This window comes from Acidisphaera sp. L21, from assembly GCF_009765685.1.
Taxonomy (GTDB): domain Bacteria; phylum Pseudomonadota; class Alphaproteobacteria; order Acetobacterales; family Acetobacteraceae; genus LMUY01.
On sequence record NZ_LMUY01000015.1, the window covers coordinates 295,728 to 320,129 of the forward strand.

The 24,402-nt window shown below is 65.7% G+C and carries 22 protein-coding genes; 10 read left to right on the plus strand and 12 right to left on the minus strand.

Annotation, left to right across the window (positions count from 1 at the left end; genetic code table 11):
• Both GSQ76_RS31620 and GSQ76_RS04475 read left to right on the plus strand, forming a co-directional pair.
• A partial coding sequence (locus GSQ76_RS31620) for a Xaa-Pro peptidase family protein (protein ID WP_254070231.1) occupies positions 1–669 on the plus strand: 669 nt, incomplete at its 5' end.
• Complete coding sequence (locus tag GSQ76_RS04475; protein WP_158742693.1) at positions 666–1,892, plus strand: amidohydrolase family protein; 1,227 nt, start codon at positions 666–668, stop codon at positions 1,890–1,892. The genes GSQ76_RS31620 and GSQ76_RS04475, both read left to right, overlap by 4 nt.
• 40 nt (positions 1,893–1,932) lie before the next feature.
• Here the strand turns inward: GSQ76_RS04475 and GSQ76_RS04480 are convergent, their stop codons facing one another.
• On the minus strand, positions 1,933–2,340 hold the full coding sequence (locus GSQ76_RS04480; protein WP_158742694.1) for a hypothetical protein: 408 nt from the start codon (positions 2,338–2,340) through the stop codon (positions 1,933–1,935).
• A 223-nt stretch (positions 2,341–2,563) separates the two neighbouring features.
• Here GSQ76_RS04480 and msrP point away from each other — a divergent pair, with 223 nt between their 5' ends.
• Together msrP and GSQ76_RS04490 are read left to right on the plus strand one after the other, a co-directional pair.
• Positions 2,564–3,484: a protein-methionine-sulfoxide reductase catalytic subunit MsrP gene (gene msrP / locus GSQ76_RS04485; RefSeq protein ID WP_158742695.1), complete on the plus strand. Its 921-nt coding sequence runs from the start codon at positions 2,564–2,566 to the stop codon at positions 3,482–3,484.
• A complete protein-coding gene (locus GSQ76_RS04490; protein WP_158742696.1) occupies positions 3,481–3,792 on the plus strand; it encodes a hypothetical protein in 312 nt (103 codons plus the stop codon). The genes msrP and GSQ76_RS04490 overlap by 4 nt, the downstream gene beginning before the upstream one ends.
• On the opposite strand, the gene GSQ76_RS04495 is transcribed toward GSQ76_RS04490, so the two are convergent.
• Together GSQ76_RS04495 and GSQ76_RS04500 are read right to left on the minus strand one after the other, a co-directional pair.
• Positions 3,789–4,220, minus strand: a complete 432-nt coding sequence (locus tag GSQ76_RS04495) for an NUDIX hydrolase (protein WP_158742697.1) — start codon at positions 4,218–4,220, stop codon at positions 3,789–3,791. The two genes, GSQ76_RS04490 and GSQ76_RS04495, sit on opposite strands and share 4 nt — an antisense overlap.
• On the minus strand, positions 4,217–4,999 hold the full coding sequence (locus GSQ76_RS04500; protein WP_158742698.1) for a hypothetical protein: 783 nt from the start codon (positions 4,997–4,999) through the stop codon (positions 4,217–4,219). Before GSQ76_RS04500 ends, GSQ76_RS04495 begins: the two co-directional genes overlap by 4 nt.
• Positions 5,000–5,104: 105 nt before the next feature.
• Here GSQ76_RS04500 and GSQ76_RS04505 point away from each other — a divergent pair, with 105 nt between their 5' ends.
• A complete protein-coding gene (locus tag GSQ76_RS04505) occupies positions 5,105–6,667 on the plus strand; it encodes an MFS transporter (RefSeq protein ID WP_158742699.1) in 1,563 nt (520 codons plus the stop codon).
• On the opposite strand, the gene GSQ76_RS04510 is transcribed toward GSQ76_RS04505, so the two are convergent.
• The 3 genes from GSQ76_RS04510 to recG form a co-directional block, all read right to left on the minus strand.
• Positions 6,664–7,170 carry a methylated-DNA--[protein]-cysteine S-methyltransferase gene (locus GSQ76_RS04510; RefSeq protein WP_158742700.1) on the minus strand — a complete coding sequence of 169 codons (507 nt, stop codon included), beginning with the start codon at positions 7,168–7,170 and terminating at the stop codon, positions 6,664–6,666. The two genes, GSQ76_RS04505 and GSQ76_RS04510, sit on opposite strands and share 4 nt — an antisense overlap.
• 7 nt (positions 7,171–7,177) lie before the next feature.
• Entirely contained in the window at positions 7,178–9,742 is a 2,565-nt protein-coding gene (locus GSQ76_RS04515) for an ATP-binding protein (protein ID WP_158742701.1), read from the minus strand.
• A gap of 237 nt (positions 9,743–9,979) precedes the next feature.
• Positions 9,980–12,040, minus strand: a complete 2,061-nt coding sequence (gene recG, locus GSQ76_RS04520) for an ATP-dependent DNA helicase RecG (RefSeq protein WP_158742702.1) — start codon at positions 12,038–12,040, stop codon at positions 9,980–9,982.
• Positions 12,041–12,135: 95 nt separating this feature from the next.
• Here recG and GSQ76_RS04525 point away from each other — a divergent pair, with 95 nt between their 5' ends.
• Genes GSQ76_RS04525 through GSQ76_RS04535 form a run of 3 tightly spaced genes read left to right on the plus strand, consistent with a single transcriptional unit; the run spans position 12,136 to position 16,189 of the window.
• Entirely contained in the window at positions 12,136–12,396 is a 261-nt protein-coding gene (locus tag GSQ76_RS04525; protein ID WP_158742703.1) for a succinate dehydrogenase assembly factor 2, read from the plus strand.
• Positions 12,393–15,833, plus strand: a complete 3,441-nt coding sequence (gene mfd / locus GSQ76_RS04530) for a transcription-repair coupling factor (protein WP_158742704.1) — start codon at positions 12,393–12,395, stop codon at positions 15,831–15,833. The genes GSQ76_RS04525 and mfd overlap by 4 nt, the downstream gene beginning before the upstream one ends.
• A gap of 8 nt (positions 15,834–15,841) precedes the next feature.
• Positions 15,842–16,189 carry a hypothetical protein gene (locus GSQ76_RS04535; protein WP_158742705.1) on the plus strand — a complete coding sequence of 116 codons (348 nt, stop codon included), beginning with the start codon at positions 15,842–15,844 and terminating at the stop codon, positions 16,187–16,189.
• 16 nt (positions 16,190–16,205) lie between these two features.
• Here GSQ76_RS04535 and GSQ76_RS04540 read toward each other — a convergent pair whose 3' ends face one another.
• From GSQ76_RS04540 to GSQ76_RS30855, 4 genes are all read right to left on the minus strand, one after another.
• Complete coding sequence (locus tag GSQ76_RS04540) at positions 16,206–17,717, minus strand: hypothetical protein (RefSeq protein ID WP_158742706.1); 1,512 nt, start codon at positions 17,715–17,717, stop codon at positions 16,206–16,208.
• Between the two features lie 163 nt (positions 17,718–17,880).
• Positions 17,881–18,504: a hypothetical protein gene (locus GSQ76_RS04545; protein WP_158742707.1), complete on the minus strand. Its 624-nt coding sequence runs from the start codon at positions 18,502–18,504 to the stop codon at positions 17,881–17,883.
• Between the two features lie 65 nt (positions 18,505–18,569).
• Complete coding sequence (locus GSQ76_RS04550) at positions 18,570–18,893, minus strand: hypothetical protein (RefSeq protein ID WP_158742708.1); 324 nt, start codon at positions 18,891–18,893, stop codon at positions 18,570–18,572.
• A gap of 150 nt (positions 18,894–19,043) precedes the next feature.
• Complete coding sequence (locus tag GSQ76_RS30855) at positions 19,044–19,211, minus strand: hypothetical protein (RefSeq protein WP_174247287.1); 168 nt, start codon at positions 19,209–19,211, stop codon at positions 19,044–19,046.
• A gap of 340 nt (positions 19,212–19,551) precedes the next feature.
• Here GSQ76_RS30855 and GSQ76_RS04555 point away from each other — a divergent pair, with 340 nt between their 5' ends.
• Positions 19,552–19,800, plus strand: a complete 249-nt coding sequence (locus tag GSQ76_RS04555) for a hypothetical protein (protein ID WP_158742709.1) — start codon at positions 19,552–19,554, stop codon at positions 19,798–19,800.
• On the opposite strand, the gene GSQ76_RS04560 is transcribed toward GSQ76_RS04555, so the two are convergent.
• Both GSQ76_RS04560 and GSQ76_RS04565 read right to left on the minus strand, forming a co-directional pair.
• Complete coding sequence (locus GSQ76_RS04560; RefSeq protein WP_158742710.1) at positions 19,797–20,465, minus strand: sensor histidine kinase; 669 nt, start codon at positions 20,463–20,465, stop codon at positions 19,797–19,799. The genes GSQ76_RS04555 and GSQ76_RS04560 overlap by 4 nt on opposite strands.
• Positions 20,466–20,880: 415 nt before the next feature.
• On the minus strand, positions 20,881–21,831 hold the full coding sequence (locus GSQ76_RS04565) for an NAD(P)/FAD-dependent oxidoreductase (RefSeq protein WP_158742711.1): 951 nt from the start codon (positions 21,829–21,831) through the stop codon (positions 20,881–20,883).
• A gap of 169 nt (positions 21,832–22,000) precedes the next feature.
• Here GSQ76_RS04565 and GSQ76_RS04570 point away from each other — a divergent pair, with 169 nt between their 5' ends.
• Positions 22,001–24,352, plus strand: a complete 2,352-nt coding sequence (locus GSQ76_RS04570) for an HAD-IC family P-type ATPase (RefSeq protein WP_158742712.1) — start codon at positions 22,001–22,003, stop codon at positions 24,350–24,352.
• The last annotated feature ends 50 nt before the right edge of the window (positions 24,353–24,402 follow it).

The window sequence follows — 24,402 nt, forward strand, 5'->3', positions numbered from 1 at the left end:
ACGTTGGAGGTGCATAAGGCCACCGCCCGCTGTATGGCGCCGGGCCTGACCACGGGGGAGGTGCAAAGCTTCCTGGACGCGGCGCATCGCAAGCTCGGCGGCCAACCCGCCTCCCGCGCCGTGCAGTTTGGCGAAGCGACGGCCTATCCGCATGGCGTGCCCTACACCCAAACCGTGGCAGACGGCGACATGGTCCTGGTCGACACCGGCTGCTTCGTCGAGGGCTATCGCTCCGACATCACCCGTACCTACGTGCTGGGCACCCCCACCCCGCGCCAGCGCGAGATCTGGGATCTGGAACTGCGCGCCCAACTGGCCGCGTTCGAGGCCGCCAAGCTGGGCGCGCCCTGCCAGGCCGTAGACATCGCGGCCCGCGGCGTGATCGAGGCCGCCGGGTTCGGCCCCGGCTACAAGGTGCCGGGGCTGCCGCACCGCACCGGCCACGGCATCGGCATGGACGTGCACGAGGAATCCTTCATGGTCCGCGGCAACATGACCCCACTGGTGCCCGGCATGTGCTTCTCCGACGAGCCGATGATGTGCATCTACGGCGAATTCGGCGTCCGGCTGGAGGACATCATCTACATGGCGGAGGACGGGGCGCACTGGTTCACCCAGCCCTGCCATTCCGTCGACGACCCATTCGCCACGCAAGGAGCCAGCCTATGACCCAAACCCTCTTCGTCAACGGCCGGGTGCTGGACCCACGCCATGACGGCCCACGCGACGGCATGGCGGTGCTGGTCGAGGACGGCACCATCCGCGAAGTGTCGGACCGCCCCATCAGCAGCGCCGGGGCCGAACGGTTCGACCTCGGCGGCAAGGTGCTGATGCCCGGGCTGATCGACGCGCATGTGCACGTCATCGCCGCCTTTGCCGATTTGGCGGCCAATACGGTGCAGCAATCTTCGCTGGCCGCCATTCGCGCCGGGCACATCATGAATGCGATGCTGATGCGTGGCTTCACCACCGTGCGCGACGTCGGCGGCGCCGATCGTGGCCTGGTGGAGGCGCAGCAGCTTGGCCTGATACAGGGGCCGCGCCTGGTCATCTCCGGCAAGGCGCTGAGCCAGAGCGGCGGCCATTGCGACATGCGCATCCGCAGCGACGACCGCACGCCCTCCGAACACCGCGTGGGCGCGATGGGTCGGCTGTGCGACGGGGTGGAGGAAGCGCGGTTCGCCGCCCGGGATGAACTCCGCAAGGGCGCCAACTTCGTCAAGGTGATGGCCAATGGCGGCATCGCCTCGCCCACCGACCCGATCCACATGCTGCAATTCTCCCGCGCCGAGTTGCTGGCGGTGGTGGAGGAGGCGGTGAATTACGGCACCTACGTCTCCGCCCATCTGTACACCGATGTGGCGATCCGCCGCGCCGTCGAGTGCGGCGTCTACTCGCTGGAACATTGCAACCTGATCGAGTCTGCCACTGCCAAGTTCGCGGCCGACAAGGGATCGTTCGCCGTGCCGACGCTGATCACCTACGACCGCCTGGCGATCGAGGCGGCCTCGCTCGGGATGGGGCCGGACAGCGTCGCCAAGATCGAGACGGTGCGGAAGGCCGGCCTGGAATCCCTGTCGGTGATGCACGAGGCCGGGTTGCGGATGGCCTACGGCACCGATTTGCTGGGCGCCATGCACCGCCACCAATCCGGTGAGTTTGCATTGCGGGCCCGGGTATTGCCGGCGCTGGAGGTCTTGCGGTCTGCGACCACGCTGGCGGCTGAACTCTGTGGCCTGGCCGGTCGCGCCGGGATCATCGAACCCGGCGCCGATGCCGACCTATTGGTGGTGGATGGCGATCCGCTGCGGGATTGGAGCCTGCTGGAAGGGCAGGGCGCCCACATCCCGGCGATCATGCAGGCCGGCAGGTTCGTCAAGCACGCGATGTAGATTGGTGGGAGGCGGTTCGCGCCGCCTCCCACCAGTCCGGTTAGGAGTGGTTGAGGATATAGTCCATCGAGATCTGGGTCTGGCACGCGGGGGACTTCACCGTTGCCTCGAGGTGATCGCCGACGATGCGGCCCGTCATGTGCGACGTGCCCGACACCGCGTCGATCGTGCCATCATAGCTCACCGGCGAGGTAAACAGAGTCACTGGGTTGTAGGCATACCATAGCACGCCGTCGCCCACCATGATCACTCCCTCCCCATGCTCCTTCGGGCAGCCTGGGCCGGTGGCGGCGACTTGGCTGATGTCACCCTGATAGCTGCCATTATAGGCCCGTGCCTCCCCGGCGCTCAGTGGCTTGGCGACGCCGACCAGGTTGAATGCGGTTTGGCAACCGCCCAGCAACAGGGCAGTCGCGGCGAAAACGGCGATGCGGACTTGCTTTGCCACGAACCTCAACACTCCTTCGGGGCGCCCGATCGGGGCCTTGCCCAGTCGGGCAGCACGCTACCCGATCACGCCGTGGTGCGCTATGGATTACCCCATCGTAAGGTCATTGCCGGTGAATATCCGCTAGGTTGTGACAATCTTTACGTTGCCGGGGCGGCGGCGCAGTATAGTCGTGCTGCCGAACCGACCTATATCGCTGTCACCCGCAAGAGCGAGGCCTACCATGTTCATCCATCGGCGCCGCGGATGGGAGCTTCCGGAGAGTCTGGCAACGCCGGAGCCCATCATGCTTGGGCGTCGTGCGCTGATGGGCGGCGTTGCGGCAGGGCTGGCGGCGGGGGCCACTGCATCGAAGGCCGAGGCCGAAACGAATTCGCGCTACCCAGCTGGGCGGCCGGTCACGCCGGAACAGGACGCCACCACCTACAACAACTTCTACGAGTTCGGGGAAGACAAGTCGATCTGGCGCGCTGCCCAGCGGCTGCCGGTCGCGCCCTGGCAGATCGAGCTCGCCGGCATGATAGACAAGCCGCGCAAGATGGATCTCGCGGATCTTCTGAAGCAAGTTCAGGTCGAGGATAGGGTCTACCGGCATCGCTGTGTCGAGGCGTGGGCGATGACCGTGCCCTGGACCGGTTTTTCCCTCGCCTCGCTGCTGAAGGTGGCGCAGCCAACTGCATCCGCCAAATACGTGGTCTTCGAGTCGGCAGCCTTACCGAAGGTGATGCCGGGCCTGCGCTCCAGCCTGTATCCATGGCCGTATGTCGAAGCCTGTACGATGCAGGAGGCGGGCAACGACCTCGCCTTCATGGTCACCGGGATGTATGGCAAGGACCTCCCCAAGCAGAATGGCGCCCCGCTGCGCCTGCATCTGCCGTGGAAATACGGTTTCAAATCCGGCAAATCGATCGTGAAGATCTCCTTCACCGACACCCAGCCGGAGACCATGTGGCATGCCATTCAGCCCGAGGAATACGGCTTCTGGGCCAATGTAAACCCAGACGTGCCGCATCCGCGTTGGAGCCAAGCGTCGGAACGGCTTCTGGGCACGGGGGAACGGGTGCCAACCGTCATCTGGAATGGCTATGGTGAGTGGGTTGCCGGTATGTATGCCGACAAGAAAAACGAGAAGCTATTCACTTGATCGTCGTCAAGATCCTTGCAGTGCTATCTGCGACCATGTTGGTGATCGCTGTCGCCGTGGCCACGCTGGGCCCGCAGGAAATGTCGCTGGCTGAAGCGCTGACCGCCCTCGACAATATGCGGTATACCGCCGTCGAGGCATATTTCCGCCTCCATATCTCCGCCTGGATTTGGGAGCACCCGGTGCGTGCGCTGCTGGTTCGGCCGCCTTGGCTGGTCCCCGCCGCCGCTGGCGTGTTGCTCGGCGGCGCGGCAATGACGATGGCCAGCACGCAGAAGGCCCCCAACTCCCGCCGCCGGCGCAGCTAAACCCCGAGGAGTTGCCGGGCCGCTGCGATCGCGCGGTGCGCCTCGCGCCACAGGCCCAGCCCGGCCAGCGCATCGAACGCGAAGAACGCCGCATCGCTCGCATCGTCACCCGCCACCGGCTCGCCGCCCTGCCATAACCCGGCGAAATCCAGGATCGTATAGTGAAATCGGATCCGACCGTCCGGGTCGCGATGGATACTGTCGACGTTGGCCACCAGCGTCAGCGTGTCCACCACCAACCCGGTTTCCTCGGTCAATTCGCGCCGGGCGGCGGCCTCGGCCGTCTCGCCCAGTTCCTGCGCCCCACCGGGGATGCTCCATTGCCCGGCGTTCGGCGGTTTGCCGCGGCGTACCAGCAGCACCGCGCCGGGCCGCAAGATCACGGCGCCGATCCCGACCAGCGGGTGCGCCGGATACTCCCGGGTCATGTTGGCCCGGGCGGCAGGCTGTTCGGGGGAATGGCGAAAGCGTAGGGCGCCAGCCGGAGCGCCCATCGGGCTGTGCCGGAGATCTGTAGCCAATCCTGCCCATCTGCCGTTCCCAGCGCCAGTACGGCCGTGCCGTCCGCTAGGGTTAACTGGATAGACCGCTCTGGCGCCGGATGCACCAGCGGGCTGGCGCGCACTGCGGTGAAGACAAGCTGCGCCAACCCGTCCCGCAACGCCGGGTCGGCCAGGCCGTCCGGCAGGGGCAGATGCGGATCGATCCAGCCGCTCAAGTTCGTCGGCACTACGACCCGGCGGTTCGCGACCCAGGCCTGTGGGTCATTGGGACGACGCACGATCGGCGGTTCGGAGGCCGAGTCGCCTTGGACGATCATCGCCGCCAATACGGCACCGGACACGGCCAGCACACGCACCAGCGTGCCGCTACCGCTCTTGCTTGACTCATCGGCCACCCCAAGCGACTCCGGGGCGCCCGTCGCGGGCGCGACCAGCGTCAGCCCGAGCAGGCCGTCGATCAGGGCGGCCACCCGGTCCGGCCGGGCCGGGTAGCCGCCTTGCTGCGGCATGCCCCAGACCTGGCCACGCCGTTCCAGCCATAGCAGTCGCTCGCCATATTTGATCTCGATCCGGTCCGCCGTGGCGAGGTTGGCGATCAACACCGGCAGCGCCGGCTGCGGTCCGGTGGGGGCGGGCGGGGCGGCATCCGGCCACATCGCGGTGATGGCGGCCCCAGCCCCCGCGAGCATCGCCGGAATTGCCACCAAAAGAGTTCGCCGCCGCATAGCCATCCGCATACCGCAGCCCGAGACGATCCGCCATGCAGGATGCGCGGTTTCCGTGACGGCCCGATCAGGCAATGATCCACGATGCCTTTCCGCGCGATCTTCACCGATGCCATCAACGCCCAGGCCCGGCGCAGAATTCGGGCCAGGGCGCGTTACAACCGCCGTGTTCGCTCGCGGGAGCGGCTGTCCCATGTGTCGGTGCGCACCACGGCGCTGATCGTGGCCAGCGCCCTGTTCATGGAGCAGTTGGACGGGACGGTGCTGGCGACGGCGCTGCCCACCATGGCGCGGACCTTCAACGTCGACCCGCTACAGATGAACGTGGCGCTCACCGCCTATCTGCTCAGCCTGGCGGTCTTCATCCCGGCCAGCGGCAAAGTTGCCGACCGCTTCGGGACACGCACCGTGTTCCGCTACGCCATCGCCCTGTTCACCCTCGGCTCGATCCTGTGCGGCTTGTCCAACGGTCTGTGGCAACTGGTCGGCGCACGCGTGCTGCAGGGGGTCGGGGGCGCCATGATGGTGCCGGTCGGCCGCCTGGTGCTGCTCCGCTCGGTCGAACGGTCGGAATTGGTGTCTGCCATGACCTGGCTGATGATCCCCGCCACGATTGGCCCGGTGCTGGGGCCGCCAGTGGGTGGGTTCCTGGTGACCACGCTCTCGTGGCGCTGGATCTTTTATATCAACGTGCCGATCGGCGTGCTCGGCATGGTGCTCGCCACCCTCTACATCCGGGACATCAAGGAGGAGGGGCGCGTTGATTTCGATGGCTGGGGCCTGCTGCTGTCCGGCGTCTCGCTGTCGTGCCTGATGTTCGGCCTGGAACTGGCCAGCCGGGGGGAGACGTCGTGGCTCGCCGCGATCGGGATCGTCGGCGTCGGCCTGGGCAGTGGCGCGTTGTACGTGCACCATAGCCGCCACCATCCGCAACCCGTGCTGGATTTCTCGCTGATGCGGGTGCCGACCTTCGGCCTGTCGGTGATCGGCGGCGGGCTGACGCGGATTTCCGGCGGCGCGGTGCCGTTCCTGCTGCCGATGATGCTGCAATTGGGCTTCGGCATGTCGGCGCTGCAAAGCGGGCTGATCACCTTCACCAGCAGCGCTGGGTCGTTGATGATGAAAGGCGTGGCCAAGCCGGTCCTGCGGCGTTGGGGCTTTCGCAACGTCATGATGTGGAACGGGCTGACTGCAACGATCTTCCTGGGGGTCATCGCCACGTTCCGGCCGAGTTGGCCGTTGGCGGGGATCTATGCCGCCCTGCTGGTCGGCGGGTTTTTCCAGTCGCTGCAATACACGGCGTATAACACCATCGCATACGCCGATATCGACCGCACGAAGATGAGCGCTGCCACCAGCTTCTACACGACGTTCCAGCAACTGATGCTGACGCTGGGCATCTGTACTGCAGCCGCCGCCTTGGGCGGGTCGTTGGCGGTCACCGGCCACACTCATCCACTCCTAATCGATTACAGTGTGGCGTTCATCGTGGTGGCACTGGTTGCCCTGGCAGCGGCCCCCACCTGTGCCCGCCTGCCACGCGACGCTGGCGATGAACTCAGCGGCCGGGTGTCCCGCAAGCGAACGGTGCAGGTGGCGCTGGCAGCGGTGAAGACGGAAACCGCCGATGCCGCCAGCATCGTTTAGCCCTCGCTGTGCCGGCGTTCATGCGCCAGCAGCCATTCCTTGCGATGCAGGCCGCCGCCATAGCCGGTGAGTTTCGAATCGGCGCCCACCACCCGATGGCACGGCACCACGATGTTCAGCGGGTTCGCCCCATTCGCCATGCCGACGGCTCGGCTGGCGGTAGGCCGGCCGATCCGAGCGGCGAGACTGCCATAGGTTGTCACCGTGCCCGGCGGGATCTGGCGTAACTCCGACCAAATCAGCCGCTGGAAGGCCGTGCCGCCAGTGGTCACGGCGATGGACGCCAAATCCGAAAGCTCGCCGTCGAAATAGGCTTCCAACGCATGCCGTAAGGGCCGGGGCGCCGTGCCGGGCGTCAGCTCGTAACCGCCATAGTGTAGTCGGAGCAGGCGGTGCATCCGCGGCGCATAATCGTGGAAATCCAGCGCCCGCAAATTGTCGCCGTCGGACACGATGAGAATATCGCCGACTGGCGAGGCGATGTGATCGAGCGATAGCTGCATGGCCGCACTACGCGCCGAACCGTACGATATTGGAAGCCGCCTCGCCAGCTTCCCGCGGCCGGATCGTCGCATCATTGGCGCCGATCAGCGCATGCACCTGACGCAGGAACGCCGCCCGCTCGAACGGTTTGCGCAGCACCGTCACCCGCCCATCCAGCTGGTCCAGCCCGCTGACCTTGTCATAACCGGTAATCAGCATCGTCGGCATTTGCGGGCGGATCTGGCCGGCTGCGGCAATCAGCTCGCACCCGGTGATGCCGGGCATGGACTGGTCGGTCACCAACAGGGCAAATGGTTGCGGACCACGCAATTGTTCCAAGGCTGCTTCCCCGGACTGGACAGACGTCACGGCAAACCCAGCCTTGGACAGGAACCATGTCAACAACTGGCGGATGTTCGCCTCATCATCCGTCACCAAGATATGCGGTCGCTCGTGCGCGGGGCCGATCAGGGGCCGGGTCGTTTGTGCCACCGCATCTGGTATCGCCCGCGGCAGCCATAGCGAGACGGTCGTGCCTTCGTGCAACCGGCTGCGGATGCGCAGATCGCCACCGCTTTGCCGGGCAAACCCTTCCACCATTGATAGGCCGAGCCCAGTTCCTTGGCCGACCTCCTTGGTCGTGAAAAACGGTTCCAGCGCGCGGGACAGGGTGTCCTCCGCCATGCCGGTGCCTTCGTCCTCAACCTCAAACCGGACGTACTCGTGGGCGGCCATTCCGGCCTGCTCTGCTTCCGCCGGGCTGACGTTGACGGCGCGCAAATACAAGGTGCCGCCACCCGGCATCGCGTCGTGCGCGTTCATCGCCAGGTTCACCAGACACTCGTGCAACTGATGCCCATCGACGCAGACGAGCCACGTCGCCTCGTCTATCTGGTGCGCCACGCGGACGCGTCCAGCCAGAGTGCGCTGCAACTGGGCCGTCAAATCGGCGATCAGCGCCTGCGGTTGCAGCAAGATCGGCGTCAGCATTTGCTTGCGGGAAAATGCCAGCAGCCTATGCGTCAGCGCCGCACCACGCCGGGCCGCATCCTCGGCAACGGCGGCGCAATCGCGGCTATCCTGGTTCAGGCCCGATTGGTCACGCAGCATTTCCAGGCTTCCGAGGATGGCCTGCAGCAGGTTGTTGAAATCATGCGCGACCCCAGCTGTCAGCTGGCCAAACGCTTCCATTCGTTGGGCCTGACGCAGCTTCGCCTCCAGCCGGTTACGATCGGTCAGGTCCCGCGCGACGCCCACCAAGCGCCGAATCCTGCCATCGTTGCCCAGCACCGGGACGACCACGGCCTCCCATTCTCGACTGCTGCCAGATTGGGGAAGGATGAAGCCGTAGCGGCAGGGCTCCTTGCGGTCGAGACATCGTTGCCAATGTCCCAGCATCATTTCGGCAAGTTCGAACGCATGGCACCCGTGCGGGGTGTGTCCCAACGCGTCCTCCGACCCCAGGCCCATCAGGCCGAGCCAAACCACGTTGACGCTTTCGTAGATGAAACGGTCGCCGCTGCCGATGCGGACCATGAACATGGCGTCCGGCGAATTGTCGAACAGCGCCTTCATCTGCGCCAACGACGTCGCGTGCTCGTAGCGCGAGCGCGTCGTGGCGTATTCGGCCAGGGCGCGCCGCCGCAGCTCTGCCCGCAGCGTCAGCGCCAGTCCGACCCCGACCAGGATAAGGATGCACAACGCCCCACCGATGACAGCGGCCTTCCGGGTCCAATCGGCGTAGATGTCTTGCGTCGCGATACCCACACTGATGACGAAGGGCAACGCGCCGATCTGCCGGTAATGGTACAGACGTTCCACCCCATCTGGGGAGGTGTCCGAGATGAAGGTCCCGGATGGGCTTTCGGCGAAGTGGCGAAACACGTCGGCCCTGGTCACATCGTGGCCGATCCTGCCTTCACGGACGATTTGCTCGGCGATCAATACGCCATCGGCGGTGAACAGGGCGACATTGCCCAACGGTCCCAGCTTCAGCGATTGAAACAACAGGGAGATATAATCAATCCGCAAACCGCCCACCGCCACACCACGAAAGCCGCCATCCGGCGCGCTGATGCTGCGGACGAGCCCGATGGTCCAAGTGCCTTCGTTGCGGCTGCGCAGTGGGCCGCTAATACCCAAGCCCGGGCCCGCCCCCGACGCTTGCTGCTTGAAATAATCCCGGTCACTCAGATTGATCGGTGTTTGGACCGCGCCCTTCGATTCGTAGATGATATTCCCTGTGGCATCGGTGATGGCGATGCCGCTAAATCCCTGCGCGGCGATGGCGCCATCGAACAGGATCGCCTGTCGCATCGCCGGAGGCAGCGCGTCCACACCGGGAAATGACATTCCCCGCACTGCCGATTGCAGCCCCAGATCCATGTCGGTGAACAACCGCCCGATGGCCTGATCAAGGTTGAGCACCACGTTCTGGGCCTGCTGATCTGCCTGACGCCGTGCAACCAGTCGCGTGTCGCGCAATGCGAACACCACGATGCCGATCATCGCGGCCGATAACGCAACGCCGATATAGAGCATGAGCGACATCGATCGCAGGAGGCCGGCCCGGCCTAGCGTCTTGAGTGTCATCGTCGCCCCTCTCACCCCATCCCATCTGAATACAGTTCCGAGATGGCCAAAGTCACTAAGAACACGGCGAATTGGCTCTAATTACTACGAATTCACGCAATTAACGAATACACTCGCATTAATCGAATGGTTCGTGACTTCGACTAAATGTTTTTCAACCAAATGTAAGCCAACACGACTAAATTTACTGAAGCAAAATCACATAAAACTGCAAAGCAGTTATTTCCCTACTCGGCTTTAGCCAGCGCCCAGCGTCTCCAATGCAGCGCGCCGGTCGAATAGCCGCAGCAATAGGCGCGCCGCCTGGCCTCGTTCACTTTCCAGCTTTGGATCACGGTCCAACAGCACGGCGGCATCCTGGTTTGCCATCCGCAGCATGCCATCCTGCGCCTCAGGATCGGACAAACGGAATCCAGGCAGACCGGACTGCCGCTTGCCCAGAAGATCGCCGCCGCCGCGCAGGCGGAAATCCTCGTCGGCGATGACGAAGCCGTCTTCGGTGTCGCGCAGGGTGGTCATGCGGCGACGACCAGTTTCGGTCAGCCCGTCTTCGTGCAGCAGCAGGCAGTAGCTTTGCGCGGCACCCCGGCCCACCCGGCCGCGCAGCTGGTGCAGTTGCGCCAGGCCAAACCGATCGGCGTGTTCCACCACCATCACGCTGGCGCCGGGCACGTCGACGCCCACTTCGATGACGGTGGTAGCGACGAGTAACTGGGTGCGTCCGGCGGCGAAGGCTGCAATCGACGCATCCCGCACTGCCGAATCCTGTTGGCCATGCGCCAGGCCGACCTTGTGGCCGAACCGGGTGCGCATTTCGGCAAACCGCGCCTCCGCCGCGGCCAGGTCGCTGACCAGGCTGTCCGTCACCATGGGGCAGACCCAGTAGACCTGTTCTCCGCGATCCAGCGCGCGGCCGATCCCCTCGATCACGCTCTCCAACGTGGCCAGCGAGTGCAGCGTGGTGCGGATCGGCTGGCGCCCAGCGGGTTTCTCCGTCAGGCGGCTCACCTCCATCTCGCCCCATTGCGTCAGCAGCAGGGTGCGCGGGATGGGGGTCGCGGTCATCACCAGCAAATCGGTCCGCTCACCCTTGCCGCCCAGCAGCAGGCGCTGCTCCACGCCGAAGCGATGCTGCTCGTCGATCACGGCTAAGCCCAGATCGCGGAACTCCACCGCCTCCTGAAACAGCGCATGGGTGCCGACGACGATCGGCAGGCGGCCATTGTTCAACTGCAGCAATAGATTGCGCCGGGCTGCCCCGGTGACGGAGCCCGTCAGCAATCCCACCGGGCAGGGCACCAACCGCTCCAACGTGCGCAGGTGCTGCTTGGCCAGCACCTCGGTCGGCGCCATGAGCGCGGCCTGCGTGCCGGCTTCGACTGCGCCGAGCATGGCCAACAGTGCCACCAGCGTCTTGCCCGATCCGACGTCGCCTTGCAGCAGCCGCAGCATGCGCCGCGGCGCTGCCATATCGGCATCGATTTCCGCCAGCGCGTGGGCTTGGGATGCGGTCGGATCGAACCCGAAGCGCCGCAGCGCCTCCGCCCGCATGGCGCCGGTAGCGACCAGCGACCTACCCGGGCGCCGCTTCTCCCGCGCCTTCATCCACATCATGGCGAGTTGGTGCGCCAGCATCTCGTCATAGCCCAGCCTGGCGCGGTGCTGCGGCGTCGGCGGCTCGTTGGGGCATTGGAGGCCCAGCAGCGCGTCGCGGAAGGACGGCCAACGCTCCCGCCGCAGCAGCGCCGGGTCGTGCCATTCCGGCAGGTCGGTGACGCGGCTGGAGGCGGCACGCATGGCGGTTCGTAGCTCTCGCGCCGAAAGCCGGGCCGTCATCGGCCACACCGGGTCTACCGGCGGGATCAGCGCCTCGTCCTCCGGCGGCACGGCGTAGGCGGGGTCGCGCATCGACAGGCGGCTGCCGAACGCCTCCACCCGGCCATTCACCATGTAGGGCGCGCCGTTGCGGGCACGGGTGAGGTTGGCCAGGCGGTGCTTGTCCCAGATCGCCAACTCGGCGAAGGCGGTGCCGTCCGTGACGCGCACGCGGTGCGGATGGCTGGGCTTGGTGGCTGGCTCGTGCCCGGCGATCTCCACCGTCCAGGTCACCACCTGGCCCGCCAGTGTGTCGCGTAGGCTGGTGCGGGTGCGGCGATCGATGAAGCTGTCGGGCAGATGGAACAGCAAATCGCGCACGCGCCCACCGCCGGTCAGCCGCGCCAGCTTCTCCGCGGTCGCCGGGCCGACGCCGCGCAATTCGGACACGGGGGCGAGAAGGGGGGCAAGCGGATCGTCCACATCGGGCTAATACCCAGCGAAACCCTATGTGACCAGGGTAGATGAGGGGAGACAGGCTGACACAGCCGTCCGCCACCGCTATATGACAGCGCGCAATGACCAGCCCCGATCCCCGACGCCGCCGAATCCTGTTTCGCGCCACCCACCGGGGCACCCAAGAGACCGACAGGTTGATTGGCGGCTACGTAGCTCCCCGGCTGATGGACTTCACCGAGGCTGAACTCGAGGCGGTGGAGGCGTTGATGGACCTGCCCGACCCCGACCTGGCCGATTGGCTGATGGGGCGACTGCCCATTCCAGAAGGCCCGCACGCCCCGCTGCTGCGTGCCATGCGCGCCGCCGTGGTGGCACGATGAGCGCCGTCACCATCTACGGCGCGCCGGAGGGCTACGACGCCCTGCTGCTCGCGCGCCGCCGGGCCGAGCACAATGGCTCGGTCCTGCACGCCACCCGCGACGACAGCCGCATGGCCCGCCTGCACGAGGCACTGGCCTTCTTCGCGCCCGAGGTGGAGGTGCTGCGCTTCCCCGCCTGGGACTGCCTGCCATACGACCGCGTCTCCCCCAACCCGGCGATCGTGTCGGAGCGAATTGCCTGCCTCGCCCGCTTGCTGGAGCCTCCCACCCGGCCGCGGATCGTGCTGACCACGGTCAATGCCCTGGTGCAGCGTGTGCCGCCCCGCGCCGTATTCCAGGGCGCCAGCCTCACCGTGCGCACCGGCGGGACGATTACCCAAGCGGCGCTGACCACCTTCCTGGAAGCGAATGGCTACGGCCGCGCCGACACGGTGATGGAGCCGGGCGAATACGCCGTGCGCGGCGGCATCGTCGACATCTTCCCCGCCGGGCAGCCGGACCCGGTGCGCCTGGATCTGTTCGGGGAGGAGGTGGAGAGCATCCGGTCCTTCGACGCCAGCAGCCAGCGCTCTAACGATCGGTTGGACCGGATGGAGTTGCGCCCAGTCTCCGAAATCGCCCTCGACCCGGCCAGCATCAGCCGCTTCCGCGAAAGCTGGCGCGAGTTGTTTGGCCCCGGCGCCGCCAGCGATCCGATCTACAACTCGATCTCCGACGGGCGGCGCCACCCTGGCATGGAGCATTGGGCACCGCTGTTTCATGCCACGATGGAAAACCTGCTGGATTACCTGCCGGACGCCGCCGTCAGCTTCGACAATTTGTCGGACGACGTGCTGGCGGCCCGGCTGGAAATGATTGCCGACCATTTCGAGGCGCGAAAGGCCGTGCCGCGCGACGGCGAAGTCCCGTATCGCCCGCTGCCGCCCGACCGGCTGTATCTGAACCAGGCCGAGTGGGACGAGATGCTGTCCATGGGCCCGCTGTTCCAGTTCAGCCCCTATGGCATGGCCGACGGCGCCACCGGAATCGATGCCGGCGGGCGGCCCGGCGCGCTGTTCACCCAAGCCGGCGCCCACGCCAATAGCGACGTGTTCAAGCAACTGGCCGATCAGTCGGCGAGTTGGGCGAAGGAGCGTCGCCGCTGCGTGGTGGCGGCCTGGACCCGCGGCTCGCGCGAGCGGATGGCCAATCTGCTGCGCGAGAACGGGCTGAAGGCGCATATCGCCGACACCTGGCAGAAGGTGCGTGTCGCCCCGCGCGACCACGTGGTGCTGGTGACCCTGGGCGTCGAGCGCGGCTTCGTCGCCGGCGATCTTGGCGTGGTGGGCGAGCAGGATTTGCTGGGTGAGCGCATCAGCCGGCCGCCGCGCCGCCGCAAGCGCGCCGACCAGTTCATCGCCGAAGCGACGGAGATCGCGGAGGGTGACCTGGTGGTGCACCAGGATCACGGCATCGGCCGTTATGCCGGGCTGGTGACGCTGCAGGTGAGCGGTGCGTCGCACGACTGTCTGCGCCTGCTGTACGACGGCGACGACAAGCTGTTCCTGCCGGTCGAAAATATCGAGGTGCTCAGCCGCTTCGGCGCCGAGGGCGGGGCGACGCTGGACAAACTGGGCGGTGCGTCCTGGCAGAACCGCAAGGCGCGGATGAAGCAGCGCATCCGCGACATGGCGAGCGTGCTGATCCGCACCGCCGCGGAACGCCGGGTGCAGGAGGCAACGAGCCTGACCCCGCAGGAAGGCGCGTGGGACGAGTTCTGCGCCCGTTTCCCGTTCTCCGAAACCGAGGACCAGGCCCGCGCCATCAGCGACGTGCTGGAGGATCTGTCGGCCGGCCGCCCGATGGACCGGCTGATCTGCGGCGACGTCGGCTTCGGCAAGACCGAAGTCGCCCTCCGCGCCGCTTTCGTGGCCGCGATGAGCGGGGCCCAGGTCGCCGTCGTCGTGCCCACCACCTTGCTCGCCCGGCAGCATTTCCGCACTTTCACCAAGCGGTTCGAGGGCCTGCCAGTGAAGATCGGCCAATTGAGCCGCATGGTGACGGCGAAGGACGCGGCCGAGACCAAGCGCGGCCTGGCCGATGGCAGCGTCAGCATCGTCGTCGGCACCCACGCGCTGCTGGCCAAGGGGATCGAGTTCGTCGATCTCGGCCTGCTGATCGTGGATGAGGAGCAGCATTTCGGGGTCTCCCATAAGGAGAAACTGAAGGCGCTGAAGGCCGATGTGCACGTACTGACCCTGTCCGCCACGCCGATCCCGCGCACGCTGCAACTGGCGCTGACCGGGGTGCGGGAGATGAGCCTGATCGCCACCCCGCCGGTCGACCGCCTGGCCGTGCGCACCTTCATCATGCCGTTCGACGGTGTGGTGGCGCGCGAGGCGATCCAGCGCGAACGCTTCCGCGGCGGCCAGATCTTCTGCGTCGTTCCGCGCGTGGAGGATCTCGGCCGCATGGCCGAACGCCTGCGTGAGATCGTGCCCGAGGCACGAATGGTGGAGGCGCACGGCCGCCTGGCGCCGACCGAGCTGGAACGGGTGATGACCGAGTTCGGTGATGGCAAATACGACATTCTGCTGTCCACCAACATCGTGGAGAGCGGGTTGGACATGCCCGCGGTGAACACGCTGATCATCTACCGCGCCGACATGTTCGGCCTGGGCCAACTCTACCAGCTTCGTGGCCGTGTCGGCCGCGGCAAGCATCGCGGCTACGCCTACCTGACCTGGCCTGCCAGCCACCGCCTGTCGGTCGCGGCGGAAAAGCGGCTGAACGTGATGCAAACGCTCGACCAACTCGGCGCCGGCTTCACGCTCGCCTCGCACGACCTAGACATCCGCGGTGCAGGCAACTTGCTGGGCGACGAACAAAGCGGCCATATCCGCGAAGTCGGCATCGAGCTGTATCAGCAGATGCTCGAGGACGCCGTCGGCGAGTTGCGCACCGAACGCGGCCGCCACAGCAAGTCGGAGGCCCGCGACTGGACGCCGAATATCTCGTTGGGCCTGCCGGTGCTGATCCCGGAGACCTATGTGCGTGATCTGCCAGTGCGGCTGGGCCTGTATCGTCGCATCGGCACGCTCGCCTCGGATGGGGAGAGCGAGGCGATGGCGGCCGAATTGGTCGACCGGTTCGGCGCGTTGCCAAACGAAGTGGACAATTTGCTGCAGGTCATGGCGCTGAAGCGCGGCTGCCGCGAGGCTGGGGTCGAGCGGTTGGAGGCCGGGCCGAAGGGCATGGTGCTGCAGTTCCGCGGCAATGCCTTTAGCAACCCGGCCGGCTTGGTTGGCTGGCTGGGCACCCAGAAGGGCGCGGTGAAGCTGCGCCCCGACCACAAGCTGGCGATCGTGCGCGAGATGGCGGTGGACGAGCGGATCAAGACCGCGCGGGAGACGCTGCGCAGTCTGAACCGCATCGTTGGCCAGGCGAAGGCGGCCTAGTCGCAGCGATGTTGGTGTGGTCGGCTTGTTCGCTGGCCGGCGTCGTCGTGCTCGGCGTGGTCGCGGCATCCACCGGGCTGCGCTATTGGGCGGTGGGCGCGGCGCATGGTGGGCTTGCTCTCGTTACATTCGTCCTGTTGCTGGTGGGGCTGCGTGGGCCGGCGCGCGGTGTGGAGTTCGGCGCTGGCGCGTTCGGGCGCATCGCGGCGGTGCTGGTCGCCATCACATTGCTGATCGGCGCCGGGCTCCTCGCGGCTCGGTTGCGACGCCGGGCGCCGTCGCCCCTGGTGATCGGTCTCCATGCCACATTGGGTGTGGCGGCCCTGGTCATGCTGGCGGCCTACGTGTCGGTGTAGGCCGCCACCCCGCTGCCTACTTCGACATCGCGCCGGCCATCGCCGACAGATCCACGCCATTCACCAGAAGCTTGGTGTTGTTGACGCTGACCTGCCAGACCGACTGATCGGCCGTGGTGCGGGCGATGCCCTTCAGGAAGATCACCACCGGCACGCCCTGGGCCAGCATCGGGTCGGCCTGCATCTTGGTGATCAGCGCATCCAGCCCCTTGGCGGTGAATTGCGCCTGGCCGGTGACGGTTTGCGGCCCCGTCACGACGAACTTGCCATCGCCCTCCAGCGTCGTCCCGGCAATGTCCATCGCCAGCTTGTCGAACCCGGCGTTGAGGCCGCCATGGGCGAATAGCGCCTGCACATCCGGGTCAGGCGCCGGCGATCCGCCGGGCTTGACCGGCGCCGTCGCGTCCATGCCCATCTTCGTCAGCGCATCCACCGCGATGTTGGACACTGTGGGATGGATGGTGAAGTGCGTCGGCACGAACCCGGCCAGGTTGGGCGGCAGCGCGTCCACCACCAGCCCATCCAGCGTCAGTCCCATGTCGGCCGATAGCAGATTCTGCGGTGCGTCGCCCCCGAACGAGATCTGCACCTTGCCGATCGATCCGCTGGTGCCGCTGACGTCGAACTTCACGCCCTCCAGCGACTCGTCCACCTTCGTGCCGGTCAGCAGGGCATGGGCCTTCTGCAGTAGGTCGCGCATTGCGACTTTTTCGGCGGGCGTGGGGCCTTGTTGGTCGCCATCGGGATGCGATCCCTGGCTGAGTTTGCCGATCGCTGCCAGCGATTGGATCACGGGCAGCAATTGGTCATGCGCCAAGCCGGAAATCGCGGACATCACGTGTAGCCGGCTCGAACTGATGCTGATGGAGCCGCCATCCGGCATCGCCGACTTGATGGTGTAATCCTCGCCCGTGCCATCCACCAGGAGGTTGATATGCGCCGGGTCGGTCGGCTGCGTGCTGGATTGGCTGGTCATGCGACCAAGATGCGTGGTGGATGCGCCAGCGCCGCCAGTCTTCGTCAGATCCATCGAGGCGATAGTGCCGCCATTCGTGGTGGCCGTGCTGTAGGTCGGGTCGAAGACGCCGTGCACGTCCTGTTTTCCGACGACGGCGTGGTAGGTGACGGCTTCGGAATGCGTCCCGGTCGGGCTGGGGTCCTTCGCATCCGGTGCGTCGGGCACCATTTCGCTGGTGGTGACCGTCAGGTCCGCCGGGAATTGCTGGTCATCCAGCGCCCAGCGCGTGCCATCCAGCGCGCGGGCCTTCATGGTGATGGCGGCGTTCGCCGGCTGCACCTTGCCGAGACCGCCCAGCGGCACACGCACCAGGTAGTGGTCGCCTTCCGGCGTCAACTCGATCGGGCGGGCGGGCAGGGTGACGGAATTACCCGTCACCTGCTTCAGCCAGGCCGTCACCTGCGCCTCCAGCGCCTTGGCCTGCTCCGGACTTGGGGCAGTTTGCGCATAGGCAGGCCCGCCCAGCATCGCAGCAAGGGCGAGGGTGGGCAGCAGAGCATGGCGTGGCATTCGTGACCTCTTGGCGTTGTCCTGTCGCTAGAGTGGCAGATTCCCGGGGGGTGAGAAACCCATTCCGCCCGTCATCTGCCTGCCCAGGCTGCATCACCGAACCACGCATGCGCCAGTGATAGGCGTGGTCTACGTCACACCGAATAAGGATATTGCTTCGCGGCTAGCCGGCGTGCGCCGCCGCCTTCGCCTTGGCAATCATCCGGCGAAGATGCGTCAGATGAATATCGCGGTCGCTATCCGCCGGGTCCAGCAACCGGCTTCGCTCGTAGGCGAGCAGGGCGCAGTCCAACTCTCCCGACTCCTTCAAGGCGTGTCCGTACTGGATCCAGATCGCAGCCTCGCCGGGTACGAGGTCCAGCCGCCGGGCATCAACCATGGCGGCGCGTGGCCAATCGCGCGCATTCCGCGCGGTATTGGCGTCCTGGAGCCAGAAATGGCGCGTCTTCCGCTTGCCCCGCAGCCACACCACGATGGTTTGCCACACGGATAGCTGTCCCGCGGCCGGACGCTCGATGGCCCAATCGCGCAGCAGCGAGATGTCCGCGAGCACCTGATCCCGCTCTAGCCGCAGTTCGGCCGCATCCCTGTCCGCCTGTGCAAGGGTTCGGGATTGTATGGCTGCACAATCCTCCTGCGGGCTGCCAGGCGCCGCATCATGCTCTGCCCGTGCCAGTGCGCCCCCGCCCTCTGCCGAGGCAGATCGCCCGCACCCGAAATTCGACCCGGCGCCCGTGTTGGGCACGGGCGCCGTTCCCGTCAGCAGCAACCCAGCCCGGGGCGCCATCGTCACCGGCGTGCGGAGTGTTTCTAGCGGCGTCTTTGCTTTGCCCTAACGGCGGCAGCGGGCGCTTAACGCGAAATACCTGCGATGATCTCTTCACACGTGTGCTCGGCCACGGGGCGCTTCAGGCCGCGCAGATCCATCGTGTTCAGGCAATGCTGCATGTCGATCCTGGCGCCCTGTGCCACGTCATCGCGCGGCGCGTCTTGCAGGCCGCGGACATTGCTGTATCGCGGCACGTAGGCGCCGTTGCCCTGGCTTGCGGGCGCGCCGTTATAGGCGGATTGCGTGTATTGCGCGGCGAAGCTGGGCCAGCCCAGGTAGTAGCTGGAGGCGCCGCCGATGACGACGACACAGATAAGCACGACCAGAACCCAGCCAACGATGCGCATGATTTCTCGTCACAGATCATTAAAACGACTGGTTAACATTATAGTGCATTTTTTCGCCAATGGAATGCAGTAGTTTTACCTGCGTGAAGATTCATCTGGCGATACACGGCGGCCCAGCATCGCCGCACGACCACGAACGAGCCCGATCGCTCAAGCGGCTGGGCCGGGCTCTAGCTCCGACTGGTTGAACGCCGGCCCCTCCAGCAGGTCGGTCAGCACCGCAACGGCGATCTGTTGCGCGATGCCCACCTTCTCCGCTTCGGCCAGCAGCCCGATGAGCTTTGGCAGCATCCAGTCATGGGCGGGTGTGTTGGTCATGTCTCGGCTCCTGATTCTCGCCGTCCTGCGGGCAAATTTGCCTACCAGGCCCATGCTAACTCGCGTACGAAGGAAATGCCTCGCTATTGGTCGCCAGACCTGCGCCTGTGAAGGCTGGCCCTTTCTGGTCGCCGAAGAACGATGAGCCCTTGCCCTGGTCCCGGTTACGCTGCTGTCGTGTTTGCCGACGGCAAGATTGCCCAAAAACATGGCGAGGCCCGGACTGCCGTGCCGGCCATGATTCGGATCGGGCGGCTAAAGGCTGGCAGGCCGGGTGGGATACCCGGTACGCGATCGATCATCCACCCCTGCTTAAACCGCGCTCACCAACGAAGACATCATGACATCAGCTGAATCACGCATCGACGACCTTCTGATCGCGATGCCGGGCGCCGGCGAGTGGATGCTCGGTGTCGGCAAGCATTCCGTGCTGCTGGGCGAATTGCTTGATTCCGACACCGCCTTGATCGAGGAGCAGAGCATCGCAGAGGATGATGCCGACCTGCTGCCATGGAAGGTTCGGCTCACGGCGCAAGGTATCGTCGCGCGCATCCGGATCGTGAAGGCTCGCGGACGCCCAGACGCTTAGTGCTTCAGGATCGGGACGCTCACTTCGACACGCAATCCCGGTCTGCTGTCACCGTATGTCATTGCGCCAGCCGACTGGCCCACGAAGCCTGTCATGATGCGCGACCCGAAGCCGGGTTTCGGACCAACCTTACCGCCGCCCTTATCGGCCACCACCAGGATGAAATGCGTCCGGCCCTGCGTCAGCGATACTTCGATCGGGCCGGCCGATCCGGCATAGGCATATTTGTCGGCGTTGATCAGCAGTTCGTTCAGCACGAAGCCAAGCGGCACTGCACGGTCGGTCGAAATCTGCATCGGAGTCAATGTGAGCAGGAGGTTCCGCTTCCACTCCTCTCCCATGAAGGAGAACGTCTCCGCGCACAGCTCTTCGATGTATCGGGCTGCGTCGAGGAATTCGACCTGGTTGCCAAGATATAGTCTGCGATGCACCAGCGCGACCGCGGTCAACCGGCGGCGCGCTTCCCCCAGCGCCGCCTGCAGGTCCCCATCCTCCGATTGCCGTGCTTGCACCGACAGAAAGCTGGAGACGAGCTGCAAGCTGTTCTGAACCCGCTGGTTCACCTCGGTGATCCGGAACTCCTTTTGCTGTAACAGGGAGTCCTTGTCCCGGAGCAGATCGGTGAGGCGGCGGTTTAGGTCGTTGATGCGCTGAACCTGCCGCACCTCTAGTCATGTTGCCCGCAGCCGCACGGCCGCTGCCAACTCGGCCGTCGACCAAGCCAGGGCGCGGCCGCGAACCGTCTGCGACCGATAACACACGGGGCCTTCAGTGACCTGCATCCGAGTGCCTCGGCAGGCGATCGTGCAGCTATACGCCAAGCGGGTGGGCGTCATAACGACTTCTTCAATGGGCCAGAACCGCGCCGCTACGGGCAACCTGGTATTGGCACCGGCGTTCAACCCGCTCACGGGGTGGAGTTGACGGCCGAAGCGGTTCACCCCCAGGGCGGGAGTTCGGCTGTGGTAGTTCAGCTATCGAAAAGATCGATGGCCGTCGCCTCCGTCGCCATGGGCATGCCTCTCGCGTCGGCGCATGGATAACTCGTATAAAGCCCGGCCATGAGCCCGGGGGGCCTTGCTACCGCGCCACCGCTATGCTGTAGCCGACCAAGCGGGCCAGCCGAACGCCGGACATCCAGGCGCTTTCCACCCTTGGTCCAGCCAGCCAGTCGCCGCAAGCGCCGAGCCCCAAATTGCTATCCCATAGCGCGACATCGCCGGAATTGCCGGATTTTGCGTAACGCCACCGATGCGCGGTCGCGCTGAGCACGCCGGGCAAAATCGTTCCAACCCGTTGTGCGAACGCCGCGAGCAAGGCCGGGACAACTTCGCCGGGTGAGTCCTCAAGATGCGTCACAGACCAGGCGGTGCCTGCCTGGATGACCCATGCCTCCGGCCCGGTGCGACCAGGTTTGGACGAGTTCCGAGCCGCCCAACCAATGGCGCCGTCCTCCCGCGCGACATCTGCGGCGAAGTCGACCCCCGCGTCGAAGGCTGCCATCACCGTCCAGCACGGGCTTGCCGGGGTCTGGCGGGCGCGCGACGCCATGGCCGGTGCAATGTCATCCAGCAACGGCATCGCATTTTCGGATGGCACGGCCAGCAGGACAGCCTCGAACGTGTCCGCCGGAACTGCCTCGCCCTGCAACGCCCAACTGCCGGCGCTGCCCGACATGCTGTCCACCCGGGCGCCCCAGGTGACGTCGGCATCTTGCGCCAGGTGTTTCACCGGCGCGTTCATCGCCGGCGTCCCGACCCAGCATCCCGGGCCCGGCGCCGGCCATTCTGCCACCAGGCCAAGCTCGCGCCAGGCAAGAACCTGTTCGCGGAATCCGCTATCCCGTACAGTGAAGTATTGCGCCCCATGGTCGAAGCCTGCCTCGCCCATGGCAGTGGTGACCCGGCGACTGGACATTCGTCCCCCCGGCCCGCGGCCCTTGTCGACCAGTCGGACCTGATGCCCGGCCTCAACTAACCCTCGTCCTGCGGCCAGACCTGCCAGTCCGGCCCCTATGATCGCAATCTTCATGCCCAGCTCGCTTGTTTGCCCCAAGACCACATGGGGGCAGTTGCACCCACGTCATCGCCGGCGTGGCGGGACATTCCGCTCCGAAACGCCAGACAAGTGACCAAGCTGGCGGCACCGTTACGTAATTGCCGATGCTTACGGGACAGCCCGCGAGCGGCTAATCGCGCCTATGCCAATACTCTCCCTCGCTGAGACGAAACCCACACCGGTTTTGCAGAGTGCCACCGGGCTGACCGAGGCGGAAGCCACGCGCCGGCTTGCCCAGTTCGGCACCAACACCATGCCCGACACCGTAGCCCGGCCCTGGCGCCGCGCGGTCGGGAAATTCTGGGCGCCCGTCCCGTGGATGCTGGAAGCCGCGATCGCGCTTGAGTTAGGCCTGGGCAAGTATTTCGAGGCCTCGGTCATTTTTGGCCTGCTCCTCTTCAACTCCATCATCGGACTGGTGCAGGAGGGTCGAGCGCAGCAAACGCTGAAGGCGCTCAAATCCAGCCTCGCCATGAATGCGTTTGTGCTGCGGGATGGACAGTGGCGTGTGCTGCAAGCGGCACGGTTGGTGCCGGGCGACACCGTCAAACTCTCGCTCGGCGGCGTGGTTGCCGCGGATGCCGATATCTCCGATGGGCAGGTTCTGGTTGACCAGTCGATGCTGACGGGTGAGTCGGTCCCGATCCAGGCGAACGCAGGGACTAGGGTCTACGCCGGGTCCCTCATCCGGCGCGGTGAGGCCATGGCTGTCGTTTCAACGACCGGCAGCCACACCAAATTCGGCCGTACGGCAGAACTCGTCGTGGCCGCCCACGTCACCAGTTCGCAGCAGACCGCCGTCGTCAAGGTGGTGCGAAACCTCATGGGCTTTGCCGGGTGCGCCATCGTCGTCATGGCGATCTATGCGTCAATCCTGCATCTGCCGTTCTCGGCAATCCTGCCGCTCGTGCTTACTGCGGTGCTTGGCTCCATTCCAGTCGCGTTGCCCGCCACGTTCACCCTGGCTGCGGCGATCGGCGCCAAGGCGCTCGCCAAGGTCGGAGTCTTGCCAACGCGGCTTTCCGCGGTCGACGAGGCGGGCACGATGACGCTGCTATGCGTCGATAAAACCGGCACGCTGACCCAGAACCAATTGGCGGTGGCCGATGTTGAGGCGATGCCCGGGTTTGCCGCCGCGCAGGTGCTGGCTCTGGCCGCATTGGCAAGCTCGGAAGGCGGGCCGGATCCCGTTGATAGCGCGATCCGCACCGCGGCGGGAAAACCCAGTCCTGGCGCGCCGCGATTGCTCAAGTTCACGCCGTTCGACCCGGCGATGAAAACGGCGGAGGCGCTGTTTTCCGACCAGTCTGGCGCCGAATGCCACGTCGTCAAAGGCGCCTTCGCCGCCGTCATCCGGCTTTGCGGCGCGCAATCGGTTGGCGCGGACCGGGCAGACAGCCTGGAACATCAGGGGTTCCGCGTCCTGGCCGTGGCGACCGGGCAGGGCAGCGCGCTCCAACTTGCAGGCCTCATCGCGCTGAGCGATCCGCCGCGACCAGACTCCGCGCCGCTGGTCCAGGCCTTGCGCGACCTTGGCATCCAAACCGTGATGGTCACGGGCGATGCGGCGAAAACCGCGGTAATCGTCGCCGAAGCCGTTGGCCTACCCGGATCGGTATGCCCCGCTAGCGCGTTTCCCAAGCAATTGCAGGCAAACACATTCGGAATTTTCGCCGGCGTCACGCCGGAGGACAAATATGACCTGGTCAAACTATTCCAGGCAGCGGGTGAGATTGTTGGCATGTGCGGCGATGGCGCGAACGATGCGCCGCCTTTGCGCCAGGCGCACATAGGAATTGCAGTATCCACCGCCACCGATATCGCAAAATCCGCGGCTGGCATGGTGCTGACGGCGCCCGGCCTGTCCGGCGTCATTGATGCTGTGCGGCAGGGGCGGATCACGTTTCAACGGATCCAGACGTACACCATCAATTCCATCACCAAAAAGATTGTGACGGTCTTCTTCCTGATTGCCGGGCTGGTCATGACGGGGCACGCGGTGCTGACGCCGCTGCTGATGGTGATCATCATGATCGCCGGCGATTTCCTGGCGATGTCCTTGACGACCGATCACGTCCGGGCGTCGTCCAAGCCGAATGCCTGGAAGATCGGCAATTTGACGATCGCCGGAACGGCACTGGGTGTGTGTCTGCTGGCGTTTGGCTGCGGTGTTCTCGCCTTCGGAACATTCGTCCTGCGGCTCCCGCTCACCGCGTTGCAAACGCTCTCGTTCATCACGCTGGTCTTTGGCAGCCAGGCGATGATTTACGCCATCCGTGGACGCCCCCGCCTATGGAGCCTGCGTCCCAGCCTGGCACTGGCGATTTCATCCGTGGTCGATATCGCGGCCGCATCGATACTGGCCGTCACCGGCATTGCCATGGCCCCCCTATCCGCAGTGTTGGTCGTGGGCGTGTTGGGTGCGGCGTGTGGTCTGGCACTGTGCCTGGATCTGTTGAAACACTCAGTGTTTGCTCGCCTCGGCGTCGACTGAGCGACAGAGCAGCAAACGGTTTTACGTATTTTCCGATTCTATCGTCGGCG

Coding starts and splice junctions, on each gene's coding strand:
- GSQ76_RS04475 (WP_158742693.1), top strand. CDS start 666: ATGACCCAAACCCTCTTCGTCAACGGCCGGGTGCTGGACCCACGCCAT.
- msrP (WP_158742695.1), top strand. CDS start 2,564: ATGTTCATCCATCGGCGCCGCGGATGGGAGCTTCCGGAGAGTCTGGCA.
- GSQ76_RS04495 (WP_158742697.1), bottom strand. CDS start 4,220: ATGACCCGGGAGTATCCGGCGCACCCGCTGGTCGGGATCGGCGCCGTG.
- GSQ76_RS04505 (WP_158742699.1), top strand. CDS start 5,105: ATGCCTTTCCGCGCGATCTTCACCGATGCCATCAACGCCCAGGCCCGG.
- GSQ76_RS04510 (WP_158742700.1), bottom strand. CDS start 7,170: ATGCAGCTATCGCTCGATCACATCGCCTCGCCAGTCGGCGATATTCTC.
- GSQ76_RS04515 (WP_158742701.1), bottom strand. CDS start 9,742: ATGACACTCAAGACGCTAGGCCGGGCCGGCCTCCTGCGATCGATGTCG.
- GSQ76_RS04525 (WP_158742703.1), top strand. CDS start 12,136: ATGACCAGCCCCGATCCCCGACGCCGCCGAATCCTGTTTCGCGCCACC.
- mfd (WP_158742704.1), top strand. CDS start 12,393: ATGAGCGCCGTCACCATCTACGGCGCGCCGGAGGGCTACGACGCCCTG.
- GSQ76_RS04535 (WP_158742705.1), top strand. CDS start 15,842: ATGTTGGTGTGGTCGGCTTGTTCGCTGGCCGGCGTCGTCGTGCTCGGC.
- GSQ76_RS04540 (WP_158742706.1), bottom strand. CDS start 17,717: ATGCCACGCCATGCTCTGCTGCCCACCCTCGCCCTTGCTGCGATGCTG.
- GSQ76_RS04545 (WP_158742707.1), bottom strand. CDS start 18,504: ATGGCGCCCCGGGCTGGGTTGCTGCTGACGGGAACGGCGCCCGTGCCC.
- GSQ76_RS04550 (WP_158742708.1), bottom strand. CDS start 18,893: ATGCGCATCGTTGGCTGGGTTCTGGTCGTGCTTATCTGTGTCGTCGTC.
- GSQ76_RS30855 (WP_174247287.1), bottom strand. CDS start 19,211: ATGACCAACACACCCGCCCATGACTGGATGCTGCCAAAGCTCATCGGG.
- GSQ76_RS04555 (WP_158742709.1), top strand. CDS start 19,552: ATGACATCAGCTGAATCACGCATCGACGACCTTCTGATCGCGATGCCG.
- GSQ76_RS04565 (WP_158742711.1), bottom strand. CDS start 21,831: ATGAAGATTGCGATCATAGGGGCCGGACTGGCAGGTCTGGCCGCAGGA.
- GSQ76_RS04570 (WP_158742712.1), top strand. CDS start 22,001: ATGCCAATACTCTCCCTCGCTGAGACGAAACCCACACCGGTTTTGCAG.